This is a genomic window from Gemmatimonadaceae bacterium, from assembly GCA_036273715.1.
Classification (GTDB): domain Bacteria; phylum Gemmatimonadota; class Gemmatimonadetes; order Gemmatimonadales; family Gemmatimonadaceae; genus JADGGM01.
This window is the reverse complement of the sequence record DASUHB010000018.1, coordinates 19,729-33,087: the sequence shown is the minus strand read 5'-3', so window position 1 is coordinate 33,087 and position 13,359 is coordinate 19,729. Positions and strand designations below refer to the sequence as shown.

8 protein-coding genes are annotated in these 13,359 nt (G+C 68.5%); 4 read left to right on the top strand and 4 right to left on the bottom strand.

Annotation, left to right across the window (positions count from 1 at the left end; genetic code table 11):
• Window positions 1–22: 22 nt before the first annotated feature.
• Window positions 23–1,564 (bottom strand): hypothetical protein, encoded by a 1,542-nt coding sequence (locus VFW04_03275; protein HEX5178329.1) that lies wholly within the window; start codon window positions 1,562–1,564, stop codon window positions 23–25.
• Here VFW04_03275 and VFW04_03270 point away from each other — a divergent pair.
• Window positions 1,563–2,186, top strand: a complete 624-nt coding sequence (locus VFW04_03270) for a hypothetical protein (protein HEX5178328.1) — start codon at window positions 1,563–1,565, stop codon at window positions 2,184–2,186. The genes VFW04_03275 and VFW04_03270 overlap by 2 nt on opposite strands.
• A gap of 5 nt (window positions 2,187–2,191) precedes the next feature.
• Here the strand turns inward: VFW04_03270 and VFW04_03265 are convergent, their stop codons facing one another.
• Complete coding sequence (locus tag VFW04_03265; protein ID HEX5178327.1) at window positions 2,192–3,325, bottom strand: phosphatidylserine/phosphatidylglycerophosphate/cardiolipin synthase family protein; 1,134 nt, start codon at window positions 3,323–3,325, stop codon at window positions 2,192–2,194.
• A gap of 163 nt (window positions 3,326–3,488) precedes the next feature.
• On the opposite strand from VFW04_03265, the gene VFW04_03260 reads away from it, so the two are divergent.
• Entirely contained in the window at window positions 3,489–4,943 is a 1,455-nt protein-coding gene (locus VFW04_03260) for an aminotransferase class I/II-fold pyridoxal phosphate-dependent enzyme (protein ID HEX5178326.1), read from the top strand.
• On the opposite strand, the gene VFW04_03255 is transcribed toward VFW04_03260, so the two are convergent.
• Window positions 4,933–5,838, bottom strand: a complete 906-nt coding sequence (locus VFW04_03255; GenBank protein ID HEX5178325.1) for an enoyl-[acyl-carrier-protein] reductase — start codon at window positions 5,836–5,838, stop codon at window positions 4,933–4,935. The two genes, VFW04_03260 and VFW04_03255, sit on opposite strands and share 11 nt — an antisense overlap.
• A 395-nt stretch (window positions 5,839–6,233) precedes the next feature.
• On the opposite strand from VFW04_03255, the gene VFW04_03250 reads away from it, so the two are divergent.
• Window positions 6,234–8,990 carry an insulinase family protein gene (locus VFW04_03250; GenBank protein HEX5178324.1) on the top strand — a complete coding sequence of 919 codons (2,757 nt, stop codon included), beginning with the start codon at window positions 6,234–6,236 and terminating at the stop codon, window positions 8,988–8,990.
• Between the two features lie 19 nt (window positions 8,991–9,009).
• Window positions 9,010–12,477 carry a PQQ-binding-like beta-propeller repeat protein gene (locus tag VFW04_03245; GenBank protein HEX5178323.1) on the top strand — a complete coding sequence of 1,156 codons (3,468 nt, stop codon included), beginning with the start codon at window positions 9,010–9,012 and terminating at the stop codon, window positions 12,475–12,477.
• Between the two features lie 88 nt (window positions 12,478–12,565).
• Here VFW04_03245 and VFW04_03240 read toward each other — a convergent pair whose 3' ends face one another.
• Window positions 12,566–13,087, bottom strand: a complete 522-nt coding sequence (locus tag VFW04_03240) for a hypothetical protein (protein ID HEX5178322.1) — start codon at window positions 13,085–13,087, stop codon at window positions 12,566–12,568.
• Window positions 13,088–13,359: the final 272 nt, after the last annotated feature.

Here is a 13,359-nt window from a genome sequence, read left to right as displayed (position 1 = left end):
ACCGACCGTCACCCGGAGCGTTCTACGGCCGGGTGGGAGTCGTGTCGGTCGAGACGTCGCCGCACGCGGCGGCGGGCACGGCGAGCACCAAGCGGACTCCTGCTCCGCTCGCCGCATCGTACACATCGCTCTTCACGCAATCCCCTAACGCGGACGCGAGAGAATCGGGAGACGACCCATAGAGCGGCGAGCGGTAATCGATGACGACGAACACGGGTGCGGCGCCGGCGCCGGCGATCACCGGCGCGAGTGGCGCGCGTTGGGCAGCGCGGCGGATGGGGAGATCGAGACGGCCGTGCAGGTAGTACGAGAGCGGCTCGTACATCTCCGAGGGTTGCACGACGACCGCGGCCGCCTGATGCTGCCGGGCGAGCAAGTCGTGCGCGATGGATCGGTAATCGCTGTCACGCGATTCGACGGCGTAGGTGCGCCACGAGCCGAGGCAGATCGCGGCGGCGATGCAGGCGAGCGCGAATGCGCAGGCGCGTCGAGACAAGCGGGCGAGCCCGGCGCCAAGCAACAAAAACAGGAACGAGGTGGAATACAGGAAATAGCGCGAGAGGTCGACTTGCCGATGTATCGAAATGACCGCACCAAGGATGACGGGGATGAGCACCGCGAGCGTGAGCGCTCGCGCCCGAGCGCGGTAGGCCTGGCGCCACACGCGCGCCACGGCGACCACGACGACGGCCACGATCACCGGTTGGGCAAGCAACAGCGACAGGAATCGCCGAATCGAGTCGCGGCTCGGCGTGTAGCGGACGTCGGAGAACGCGCGCACCAATTCATCGGAATAGAAGTACACGCCGTGGATGGCGGTCACGGGGTATTGCAGCAACGCTTGCGCGGCGCCGACGATGCCCAACGCACCGCGCCAGGCCTGGCTGGATGCGGCGGCGTGCGGCGCGGCGAACGCCACGATGCCCAACGCAGCGACGACGATCGCGCCGTTGGCACCGGCCCACTGCGCGAACGCGCGGCGCCGGCGCGAGAGCGGGATCTCGCGCCCGATGACCAGCAGCGCATCGAGGTTGATGGCGACGAGCAGCGGGCCCGACACGACGTTGGTGCCGAGCATCGCCATGGAGAGGATCGCGTAGGCGGCGAGCGCGCCGAGGGCGCGGCGCGGCGGGATGTCGTGCGCGGACACGACGTCGTCGCGCCACACGAGATAGGCGAGCATGACGCCGGCAGCGACCAACGCGAGCGGCATGTACATGCGCGCTTCCTGCGCGAAGTAGAGATCGAGCGGCGAGAGCGCCGCGAGCGCGGCGCCAATGCACGCGGCGCGGCGGGACACCGTGCGCAGGCCCAACGCATAGACGAGCGGAATGAGTGCGATGCTCGCGATGAGCGATGGCGCGCGGAGCGCGGCTTCGGACGCGCCGGCCACGTCGATCCACAGTTTGAGCGCAACGAAATAGAGCGGGCCCAGCGGACTGGCGCGGAGGTTCGCCCAGAGGTTGGGCCACGGCAGGTGGGCAACGTACCATGAGTTCGCTTCGTCGAGCCAGAGGTTGGCCTTGCCTAACCCATGCACCCGCAATACGAGGGCGGCCAGCATGAGAGATCCGATGAGCAACGACGTGCCGGCGCCCGTCCGTTCGCGCCCCACCGGGTGGGCATCGGTGGTGGGGCGTGCGGTGGTGCCGGCAGTCGTCACGATCGTGGTTGCCATGTTCCTCTACGGACCGAAAGGCTTGCTGACGCGGCACGCCTCGTCGTCGGACAAGAACGGCGTGACGCGGATCGCCATCGCGACCAAGGACAGCGCGTTCAACGTGGTCCCTCCTTCGCGCGGCGGCGCGAGCGGCTCGGTGTGGTTCAAGGCGCGTGCGCCGTCGCTCGCGCTACAACTGCGCGCTGCGGGGCTCGTGCCATCGAAGCGCTACCAACTCGAACTCTCCACGGATCAGGCCGTCTACACGGTGGCGAGGCTGACCTCGGATGCCCAGGGTCGCCTGGCGTTCGACACGACGTTGACGCAGCTGGCGGACGACGCCTGCGTCGTCGCGAATCGTGTGCCGCCGCTCCCGTTGCGGGGGCGCGTGAAGATCAAGTTCTGGGTCCGCCGTGACGCGAGTCCGGCGGTGGCAGGCAGCGCGTGCTCTGGTAACGGCGACGGGGACTCCACCTACGCGCTGCTGGAAGAGAACGTCGGGACGTTTTACGGGACGCAACATTAGCGTCGCTAACGGTCGGCGCGTCCCCGCCACCGGATTTCGGTGGATGACGCCAGGTCGGCCAGGTACATCTCGACCGCCGCTTCGCCTAACGCAGCATCCTCGATGAGCGCGTCGAGCTCGTAGTTGATCGCGATGCCGAGCGGGTTGAAGTCGGTCGACCCGACGCGGACCCAGTGGCCGTCGACCACACTCGTCTTGGCGTGCATCATCGCGCCGTTCCACTCCCAGATGCGCACGCCGTTGCGCAGCAAGCGATGGTACACGCGTCGCGTGAGGCGACGGACCCATGGGTGGTCGTACTTGCTCGGCACCAGCAAGCGAACATCCACGCCGTCCTGCGCCGCGCCGGCCAACGCCTCCAGCTCGGCCGCCGACGGATAGAAGTAGGCGCTCGCGATCCAGATGAACTTCTCGGCCGAGGCGGCTTGCAGCTGCAGCGCGCGCGCCACGCGCAATCGCCACGGCTCACCCTCGACGATGCCCACCACCGCTCCCCGTGCCGTCTGCGGATCGGTATCGGCGCCGCGCGCCGGGCGCACGAGCTGCCGGCGACGCCAGCGGCGGGGGCGCTGCTCGAAATTGGCCCGCCGCCACATCACCTGGAACGCACGCGACATGTCCACCGCCGCGGGTCCTTCGATCCGGACCGCCGTGTCGCGCCACGGCGCCGTGCGATGCCGGCGCATGATGCCGGACCATACTTCGCTCAGCCCGAAGCCGCCGGTGATGCCGATGGCGTCGTCGGTGACCAGAAGCTTGCGGTGGTCGCGCGGCAGGAAGCCTAACCAGGTACGAATCCCGGGCGGATTGAACATGCGCACGTGCACATCGGCATCGCGCAGCCGCTTCCAGTACGCACGCCCTGCCCCGCGGCTTCCCACCCAATCGGCCACCATGCGCACGCGCACGCCGCGCTTCGCCGCGGCGATCAGCGCGTCGGCAAACCGGTTGCCGACGGAATCGGCGCGCACCAGATAACATTCCAGCGCCACGCTGTCGCGCGCGTCGGCAATCGCCGCGAGCATCGATTCGAACGCCTGCCCGCCGTCGCGCAGCAGCTCCACGCGATTGCCGGCCGACGCGCCAGCGGATGCGATCCGCCACAGTCCGCGCGTGAACGACAGCATCCGGATGGGCATAGGCACCCGGGCCGCGGATTGGATCGGCGTGACGTCGACAGACAATGGTGAGGGCGAGCTCATGACTGGAACCGGCCGGTGGTATCGCGTATAAGGTAGTGTCGCCGGCGAGAACCGGGCCAGCGACCCCATCACTTTCTTTCGTCGAACGCACTCACACCCAATGCCAGACGCACCGACAGGAACGTATCCGCGCTCCCCGCTCGATCTCGACGCCGACACCATGCGGCGACTCGGCTATCGCGTCACGGACACCATCGCCGAGCATCTGTCGACGCTGCGCACGCAGCGTGTGTTGGACACGCTGCCGCGGCGGGCGACCGAGCGGCTGATCGCGGCGCCGCCGCCCGCGGCGGGTTCGGACATCGACGCGCTGCTCGCATTCTTGCGCGAGCGCGTCTTCGCGCACGCGGCGCGGGAACCGCACCCGGGATTCATCGCGTACGTCCCGAGCTGCCCCACGTTTCCGGCAGCGTTAGGCGACTGGCTCGCCACCGGCTACAACTTCTTCGCCGGCGTCTGGCCGGTGGCGGCGGGCCCCAACCAGATCGAAGTCCTGGTCCTCGAATGGTTCCGCACCTGGCTCGGCATGCCTAACGGGGCGGGCGGGCTGCTGACGACCGGCGGATCGGCGGCCAATCTCACCGCGATGATCGCCGCGCGCCACGCCGTGGTGGGCGACGATGGGTCCCGCATCGCGCGGCTCACCGTGTACGCCTCGGACCAGACGCATTCGTCGGCCATCCGCGCCGCCTGGGTGGCCGGCGTGCCCCGTCCTAACGTGCGCCTCATCACCTGCGACGCCGCATTTCGCCTGCCGGTGGATCGGCTGGCCGACGCCATTGCCCGGGATCGGGCGCAGGGTCTCATCCCGCTCATGATCGTGGCCAACGGCGGCACGACCAACACCGGCGCCGTGGATCCCCTGGGGCCGCTGGCCGACCTCGCGGCGCGCGAAGGCATCTGGCTGCACGTCGACGCGGCGTACGGCGGGTTCTCCGTTCTCGCCGACGACGGCCGCCGAGCGCTCGCGGGGATCGAGCGCGCCGACTCGGTGACGCTCGACCCGCACAAATGGCTCTACGTCCCGTTCGAGTGCGGATGCGTGATGGCGCGGGAGCCCACGCGGCTCAAGGCCGCGTTCCGGATCTATCCCGACTATTTGAAGGATGCCGAAAGCGATGGCGACGAGATCAACTTTGCCGACTACGGCGAGCAGCTGACGCGCTATGCGCGCGCGCTCAAAGTGTGGCTGAGCGTGAGCTACTTCGGCACCGACGCGCTGCGGGCGGCGATCTCGTACAGCCTGTCGCTCGCCGCGCACGCGGAAGCCCTCGTGCGCCGCGAGCGGGACCTGGAAGTGCTCGCGCCGGCGACGTTAGGCATCCTGTGCTTCCGGGCGCATCCTGCCGGCACGGACGACGCGGCGGCGCTCGACGCGCTCAACGAGCGCATCAACGCCGCCGTGAATGCGGGCGGACGGTTCTTCATCTCGAGCACGCGCATCCGCGGCGCGCTGTCGCTGCGCATCTGTCCGATCGGATTCCGCACGACGCGCGAGGACATGGCCGACTTCGTGCGCGAGGTCGCCGGGTTGGCGTCCTCCGTTAGGCGTTAGGCGGCTCGGCACGCGTCGCCATGCCCATCGCGTGGTAGCCCTTGTCCACGTACACCACCGCGCCGGTGATACCGCTCGCATGCCCGCTCGACAGAAACGCCGCCGTCGCCCCGACCTCCGCGGGCGTGAGCGGCTCCGTGAGCGGCGCATTGGCCGACGCGTAATCGACCATCTTCTCGATGATGCCGATGGCGCTCGCCGCGCGCGACGCGAGCGGGCCCGCCGAGATGCAGTTCACGCGCGCGCCGAACCTGCGTCCCGCTTCGTAGGACAGCACGCGCGTGTCGCTCTCCAGCGCCGCCTTCGCCGAGGACATGCCGCCGCCGTAGCCCGGAATCACGCGCTCGCTCGCCAAATACGTGAGCGAGAGAAACGAGCCGTGCGGCCGCAGGAGCGGACCCAAGCGCTGGACGAACGCGACCATGGAATACGCGCTCACGCCCACCGCCGTGAGGTATCCGGCGCGACTCGTGTCCATCAACGCCTTCTTCACCTCGGGCCCGTTAGCAAGCGAGTGGATGACGATGTCGATCGGCCGTTCGCCGAAATCCGACACGAGGCGCGCGGCCAGGCCGGCAATGGTGAAGTCGCCGGCGTTCGCGTACCGCTTGTTGGTCCGGATGTCGTCGGGGACATCGGCCATCGTGTCGAACGCGGCGTCGAGCGGATAGATGCGCTCGAAGTCCATCATTGCGCCGCTCGACAAGCGGCGCGACGCATCCATCTTGCCGCGCTCCAGGAGATTGTTGAAGATGTTGAGCGCGGGCGGCCACGTGCCGACGACAACGGTTGCGCCGCATTCCGCGAGCGCCTTCGCGATCGCGAAGCCGTAGCCGCCGTCGTCGGCCACGCCTGCGACCAGTGCGCGCCGGCCCGTGAGATCGATGGTGAACATACGCGGAGGAAATAGCGATTCGCGGTGGCGCCCACAAGGGATAAAGGCGGACACGGCGTGGACAACGACGACAACGACGGAATAAAGGCGGACACGGCGTGGACAACGACGGACAACGACGGAATAAAGGCGGACACGGCGCGGACAAGGACGGACAAGGCCGGACTCCTCGGCTGCAAGGTAAGACGTTCTGCGAGGGGCGGCCAAGGGCGGAGAATGAAAGCGATCGTGCTGCGTGGCGGCGGGGCGTGGCCTAACGGATAGACGATCCGTATCTTGGTGACGGTGATTGACCAAGACGGTCGTGCCGGTTCCGAGGTGACGTCATCACCTCGAGGCCGATTGGACCTGGGCCGTTACTCGCACGCCATGGGGCCCGCGCTTATCCTACGGACATGCCGAACAAGCTCCTCACCTTCCCGATTTCGGAGCACACCCTCGCGAACGATCTTCGCGTGATCGTCGTGCCGACCGGCCTGCCAGACGTCGTGTCCGTGCAGATACCCGTGCAAGCGGGCTCGCGCAACGAAGTCGAGCCCGGGAAGACGGGCTTCGCACATTTCTTCGAACACATGATGTTCCGCGGCACCGAGGCGTATCCTCCGGCGCGCTATCAGGAAGTGCTCACGCGCGCGGGCGCCCGGTCCAACGCGTACACCACCGACGACTACACGAACTACCACACGACGTTCTCGCGCGACGATCTGGCGCGCGTGCTCGAGATCGAAGGCGACCGGTTCCAGCGCCTGCGCTATCCCGAAGAGGACTTCAAGACTGAAGCGCGGGCGGTGTTAGGCGAATACAACAAGAACAGCGCCGATCCCACCGAAAAGTTGTTCGAGGTGATGCGCGACCACGCGTACACCACGCACACCTACAAGCACACCACGATGGGCTTCCTGCGCGACATCGAGGACATGCCCAACCAGTTCGACTACTCGAGGCTGTTCTTCGACCGGTGGTATCGGCCCGAATACACGACGATCCTCGTCGCCGGCGACGTGACGGCGAGCGACGTGCTTCCGTTAGTCGAACGCTACTGGGGCGCCTGGCCGCGCGGCAGCTATCATGCCGACGTGCCGCGCGACCCGGCGCCCTCCGGCCCGGTGTACGCGCACGTGCCGTGGGACACGCCGACCCTGCCGTGGGTCACCACCGCATTCCGCGCGCCCGCGTTCGACGCGACGAGCCGCGCATTCGCGGCCACCGATCTCATGGTCGACCTCTGGTTCGGCCGCACCTCGGCGCTGTACCGCCGGCTCGTCGACGATGAGCAGGTGGTCGACACGCTCTTTGCCTACAATCCTGGCAACGTCGATCCCGGCCTTATCATCATTGCCGCGCGCGTCAAGCAGCAGAGCGATGCGGTACCGGTGCGCGATGCGATCCTCGATACGGTGCGCAGCGCGCGCGAGATGCAGGTGACCGCGAAACGAGTGGCAGACGCCAAAGCGCATCAGCGCTACGGCTTCGTGCGCGAGCTGGACGACACGGAAACCATCGCCGCGACGCTGGCGCGGTTCGCCCACTATGCGCGCACGACGCAGACGCTCGAAGATCTGTTCGCCACGTACTCGCTGGTCACACCGAGCGACGTGCGCGAGGCGGCTCGCGCGGTGTTCACCGATGCGTCGCTCGTCCTGACGACGCTCTCCCATCAGTCGCTGCCGGACGCGATCGCGCATCCGCCGTCGATCGAGCGCGCGACGGCACGGCCGCGCCGCAAGCCGTTGGACATCCTCACGCAAGCGACGCCGCATCCATCGCTCGACGTCAAGTTGATGTTCGGCGTCGGATCCGCACACGATCCCGAAGGCAAGGAAGGGCTGGCTGCCCTTGCCGCATCGATGATCGCCGAGGGCGGCTCGCGAGAGCGGCGAGCCGAGGATGTGCGCGAGGCGCTGTTTCCGATGGCGGCCACATTCACCGCGCAGGTGGACAAGGAAGTGACGACCTTCACGGCGCGCGTCCACCGCGAAACGTGGCGCCCCTTCGCCGACCTCGTGCTGCCGCTGCTCACCGCCCCGGGGCTGCGCGAGGAGGATTTCGCCCGCCTGCGCGATGCCCAACGGAACGCGCTCGTGCAGGACCTGCGCTCGAACAACGAAGAAGAGTTGGGCAAAGAACGACTGCAGTGGAACGTCTTCGCGGGCACGCGCCTGGCGCACCCGGTGTTGGGCACGGAGGCGGGGCTCGCCGCCATCACGCTCGAAGATGTGCAGGCGTTCATCAGCCGGCACTACGTCCAGTCGGCGCTCACCATCGGCGCCGCCGGCGACGTGCCGCCGGCGCTGCTGTCGCGCGTTCGCACGGCGGTCGCGACGCTGCCGGCCGGCGCGCCCGCGCCCGCGCCCGCCGCCAATGTGGCGAGACGCTCGGGTATGCACGTCGAGATCATACAGAAGGAAACGCGCGCCATCGCCATCTCCCTCGGCCACCCGATCGCGGTCACGCGGGCGCACCCCGACTTTGCGGCGCTGTGGCTCGCCCGAACGTGGTTAGGCGAGCACCGGTCCTCGGTGTCGCACCTCTATCAGCGCATCCGCGAGATCCGCGGCCTCAACTACGGCGACTACGCGTACATCGAAGCGTTCCCGGGCGGCATGTTCCAGTTCTTCCCCGATGCCAACCGCCCGCGCCATCATCAGTTGTTCGAGATCTGGATCCGGCCGGTGCCGCCGGAGACGGCGGTCATGACGCTCAAGATCGCGCTCCATGAACTCCGCCGCCTGATCGCCGAGGGACTCACGAACGATCAATTCGTATCAACGCGCGACTATTTAACGAAGAGTGTGCCGCTGTTGACCGCCACCCAGGACCACCGCCTCGGCTATGCGCTCGATGCCCGCTGGCATCGGACCGGCGATTTTACGAGCGACATGCGCGAGAGACTGCGCAGCCTCGACGCAGCGGCGGTCAATGCCGCCATCCGCCGCCACCTCTCGGCACGCGATCTCGAGGTGGTGATGATCGCGCCGGATGCCAGGTCGCTTCGCGAGTCGCTGCTCTCCAATGAGCCGACGACGCTCAGCTACGATGCGCCAAAACCCGCCGAGTTGCTGGCCGAGGACACCGTGATCGGCGCGCAGCAGCTGGGACTCGCGGAAGGCGACGTGCACATTACGCCGGTCGACGAGGTCTTCGCGCGGTGAGCGGCATTACACGCGTGGCATGCGGGTCGTCCTCTCAGGTGCCGCGCGTGATCCTTTCTCGTACTTCTTCGTGTCGACGCTGACCACCGAGCCGGCCCCGCAGATCGGCGCAACGCCGCCGCGCAGTTTGCGGCCGCGCCGAGCGGGCGCCGTGGCGCTGGTCATCGCGCTCGTCGCGTCGTTAGTCGTGGTGACGGCGGCCGCGCATTTCGGCCAGACGTGGGATGAGCCCGCGCACCTCGCGGCCGGCATGCAGTGGCTCGCGCGCGGCACGTACGATTACGACCCACAGCACCCGCCGCTCGCGCGCGTCTTGATCGCGCTCGGTCCACGCCTCGCCGGCGCGACCGCGCACGGCCAACCGACGATGTGGACCGAGGGCAACACGATTCTGTTAGGCAGCGGCCCCTACGCGCGCACGCTGCTCCTGGCGCGACTCGGCGTGCTGCCGTTCTTCGTCCTGCTGCTGGCCGTGACCTGGGGATGGACGCGGTCGCTGTTCGGCGATGCGGCGGCGGTGGTCGCGACGCTGCTCGTGTCGACGACGCCGCAGCTGCTCGCGCACGCGGGCTTCGCGACTAACGATCTCCCGCTCACGGGAACGCTCGTGGCGGCGTTGTGGGCGTTCACGCGATGGCTCGGCCGGCCGGACGCACGCCGGACCGTCGTATTCGCTGTCGCCGGCGCCGCGACCATCGCGACCAAATTCTCGAGCCTTCCCTTCTTCGCGGTAGCGGCGGCGCTCATCGTGTGCGCGTGGTGGGCGATCCCGGCGCCGCGCGACGGTGGAGCGCCGCGCCGCGTCGCATGGCCCGATGTCAAGCGATTGGCTCCGATGGTCGGGGGCGCGGCGGTGCTCGTTGGGCTTCTGGTGTGGGCGGTCTACCGGTTTCACACCCGGCGTGCGTTGGGCGGCCGGCTGCTGCTGCCGGCACCGGAGCTCGTCACCGGGCTTCGCGCGCTCGCCCAACACAACCGCGAAGGCCACACGTCGTACCTGCTGGGCCGGGTAGGCACGCACGGATGGTGGTGGTACTGGTGGATCGCGCTGGCGGTGAAAACGCCGCTGGCGTTGTTGTCGCTCGGTTCGTTAGGCATCTGGTGGGTGCTCGGATCGGCGCGGCGCATCGATTGGCGCATGCTGGCGCCGCTCTGCGGCGCGGCCGCCGTGATGATCGTGGCGATGATCTCGCACATCGACATCGGCGTCCGCCACCTCCTCACGATCTATCCGCTGCTGTCGATTCCGGCGGCCGGCGCGGTCGTCTCGCTCTGGGAGCGCGTCCCGGCGCGGCCGATCGTGCGCGGCGTGTTGGCCGCACTCATTGTATGGGAGACGGCCCAGGCCGTCATCGCCTACCCGGAATTTCTTGCCGACTTCAACGCGCTGGCGGGACGGCACCCCGAGCGCATTCTCGTCGACAGCAACCTGGACTGGGGACAGGATCTCGACCGGCTGGCCGATACGCTGCACGCGCGGCAGGTGCACGCGGTGACGCTCTTCTATTTTGGTTCGGCGCCGATCGGCTCGGTGAACCTCGCCGACACGGTTCGGTTAGGCGGGCAGGCGCCGGCCTCGGGATGGGTGGCTGTGAGCCAGACCTACCTGCAGGGAGACTACCTGTCGTGCTTCACGTGGCTGCGCGAGCACACGCCCGCCACGCGTATCGGCCGATCGATCGTGTTGTACGACATCCTGCCGGATACGGCGCCGCGGCTGCCGCCGCTCACCGGGCCGACGCGCTCACCGGCCGAGTCGTACGGGCCGGTGTTGGCCGGCGCGGCGTCGCGCGACATGTTGTGCTCCGCCCCACGCGTGGCGATCGACGGCGGCCGCGGCACCTTCGTTACGCCTAACGCGGCACCGCCGGTCGCGGCGGCCGGGTCCGGAGCACCGCCGGCCGCCGGTGCTCCGCCCGCGGCGGTGACCGACGCCATGCTGCTCCACGCCGGCAGCGATGCCGGCGCATGGCTGACCAACGGACGCGACTACTCCAACTCGCGCTATTCGCCGCTGTCGCAGGTCTCGACCGCCAACGTGCACTCGCTCTCGCTCGCGTGGGCACACCAGGTCAACACACCGATCGCCGGCCAGGAGAGCACGCCCCTCGAGTCCAACGGCGTGTTGTACTACACGGCGCCACTCGGCGTCGTGATGGCGGTGGACGCGCGCACGGGCCGAGAGCTCTGGCGCTTCGATGCGAAAACGCCGGGCGTCGCCAGCTGCTGCGGCCCGAAGAATCGCGGCGTCGCGCTCTATCACGATCTCGTGTACGTGTCGACGTTCGACGACCATCTGCTCGCGCTCGACAGCCGGAGCGGCCGGGTCGTGTGGGATGCACAGACCGCGGACCCCGACTCGAGCTACAGCATGACCAGCGCGCCGCTCGCGGCTGACAACCTGATCATCGTCGGCATCGCGGGGAGCGAGTTCGGCATACGCGGACACGTCGATGCGTACAACGCGGAGACGGGCGCGCGGGTCTGGCGGTTCTACACGATTCCATCGCCGCAGGATGGCGGCTGGTGGGGACACTGGTCGCGCACCACGCCGGATGGCGATCGGCTGCCGCGCGACATGGCGCGCGAGCACCAGGACAGCGCGCGGTACGCGACGGCGTGGCAGATCGGCGGCGGCGGCGTCTGGAACACCCCGTCGTACGACCCCGCGCTCGGCCTGATTTATTTCGGCGTCGGGAATCCGTCGCCTAACATGGATGGCAGCGTGCGACCGGGGGACAATCTCTATACCACGTCGATCGTGGCGCTCGACGTTCATACGGGCAAGCTGCGCTGGTACTATCAGGAAGTGCCGCACGACGAGTGGGACTACGACGCGACGAGTCCGACGCTGTTGTTGGACGTGACGGTGGACGGCCAGCGCGTGCCCGCGGTAGCCGAAGCGGGAAAGGTCGGATGGATTTACGTGCTCGACCGCCGCACCGGCGCACGCATCCGTCGCACCGACGAGTTCGTGCCGCACGAGAATACGTTCGCTGCGCCGACGCTCGCCGGAACGTTGATCATGCCCGGCATGGGCGGCGGCAGCAGTTGGACGCCGCTGTCGTATTCGCCGCTCAGCGGATTGTTGTACGTGGCCGGCCAGGTGCAGCCGATCAAGTTCACGCTCAAGCCGGCGCCGTTCCAGGTGGGGACGAAGTGGCAAGGCGGGTACCACGTTCCGGCCGGCCCAACGCACGGCACGTTCACCGCGATCGATGCCGTCACCGGCAAAGTGCGCTGGCAGACGGTGACTGCGGAGACGATGCAGGGCACGGCGTCGCTGGCGACGGCCGGCGGCATCGTGTTCTACGGCGAGTCGAACGGTCTCTTCCACGCGGCGGATGCGCGGACGGGCGCGCTGTTGTGGACCGTCCGGTTAGGCGGCGCGCCGCGCGCGCCGGCGATCACGTACGCGCTCGACGGGCGCCAGTACATCTCGGTCGCGGCGGACCAAACGCTGTTCACGTTCGCATTGCCGCAGTAGGCGTCCCGGGCCGATCGGCCGGGCAGAAAAACGAACGGGGCCGGCTGCGAAGGCCGGCCCCGGTTCGTCGTCGCCACTGCCGCGCGCCTTACCAGATGCCGCGCGGGTGCAACCCCTGCCCGCCTAACGATGGCCGCTCCGGCGCCACGCGGGCCATCCCGCCCTGCTGATGGATCTGGCAGTGATCGTCGTCCGCGATGATGCCGCCGCGGAAGATCGAACCCAGCGAGTTGGGCATCGGCCGCGGGCCCGCCATCGGACCGGGATCGGGCGACTCCGCCACCACGGTGGGCATCGGCGCGCGACGCGGCGTGATCGCGCTCACCGCTTCCACGGTCGGCGTCAGCGTATGGCGGGCGCGCGGGACGTGCGCCTTCCGCGGCGCCTCCTTCCCCTGGTTCCCGTTGCCCAACCCGAGCTCCACGTTCGACGCCGGTTGCGTCGGCCGGTAGCGCGACAACGCGAGATCCGACGTCGGTGCCGCCGCACGATCGAGATCCTTCCGCAATTGCGCGTTCATTGCCGTGGACGACGTCGCGGTCGGTCGACCGCACGCCACCATGATCAATCCGGCCATCGGCAGCAGCGCCAGCGATTTCATCGCGCCCATACCTCTCCTCCTCATCTCCGGACAACAACGTGCGACCGCCTCGGTGGCTCGATGCCTGGCATCACTTTCGCCATGCGCGCCCAACACGCCGACGCGCTCGCGATCTTCGATGGCGCCGCGCACATTGAGAATGTCCAGGGCGACGTGCCGCATGCACCAAGCGCGCCATCACGCGAACCGCGCGAGCCGCAACGGCCTGGGTCGAGCGTCCACTCACGGAGACGTGCGCTGTCCTTCGCCTCGTACAATCACTATAACCACGCCGCGGAACC

Bases quoted from the DNA above. Each gene is read 5' to 3' on its own strand.
- VFW04_03270 (HEX5178328.1), top strand. From the start codon at position 1,563: ATGAGAGATCCGATGAGCAACGACGTGCCGGCGCCCGTCCGTTCGCGC.
- VFW04_03275 (HEX5178329.1), bottom strand. From the start codon at position 1,564: ATGCTGGCCGCCCTCGTATTGCGGGTGCATGGGTTAGGCAAGGCCAAC.
- VFW04_03265 (HEX5178327.1), bottom strand. From the start codon at position 3,325: ATGCCCATCCGGATGCTGTCGTTCACGCGCGGACTGTGGCGGATCGCA.
- VFW04_03260 (HEX5178326.1), top strand. From the start codon at position 3,489: ATGCCAGACGCACCGACAGGAACGTATCCGCGCTCCCCGCTCGATCTC.
- VFW04_03255 (HEX5178325.1), bottom strand. From the start codon at position 5,838: ATGTTCACCATCGATCTCACGGGCCGGCGCGCACTGGTCGCAGGCGTG.
- VFW04_03250 (HEX5178324.1), top strand. From the start codon at position 6,234: ATGCCGAACAAGCTCCTCACCTTCCCGATTTCGGAGCACACCCTCGCG.
- VFW04_03245 (HEX5178323.1), top strand. From the start codon at position 9,010: ATGCGGGTCGTCCTCTCAGGTGCCGCGCGTGATCCTTTCTCGTACTTC.
- VFW04_03240 (HEX5178322.1), bottom strand. From the start codon at position 13,087: ATGGGCGCGATGAAATCGCTGGCGCTGCTGCCGATGGCCGGATTGATC.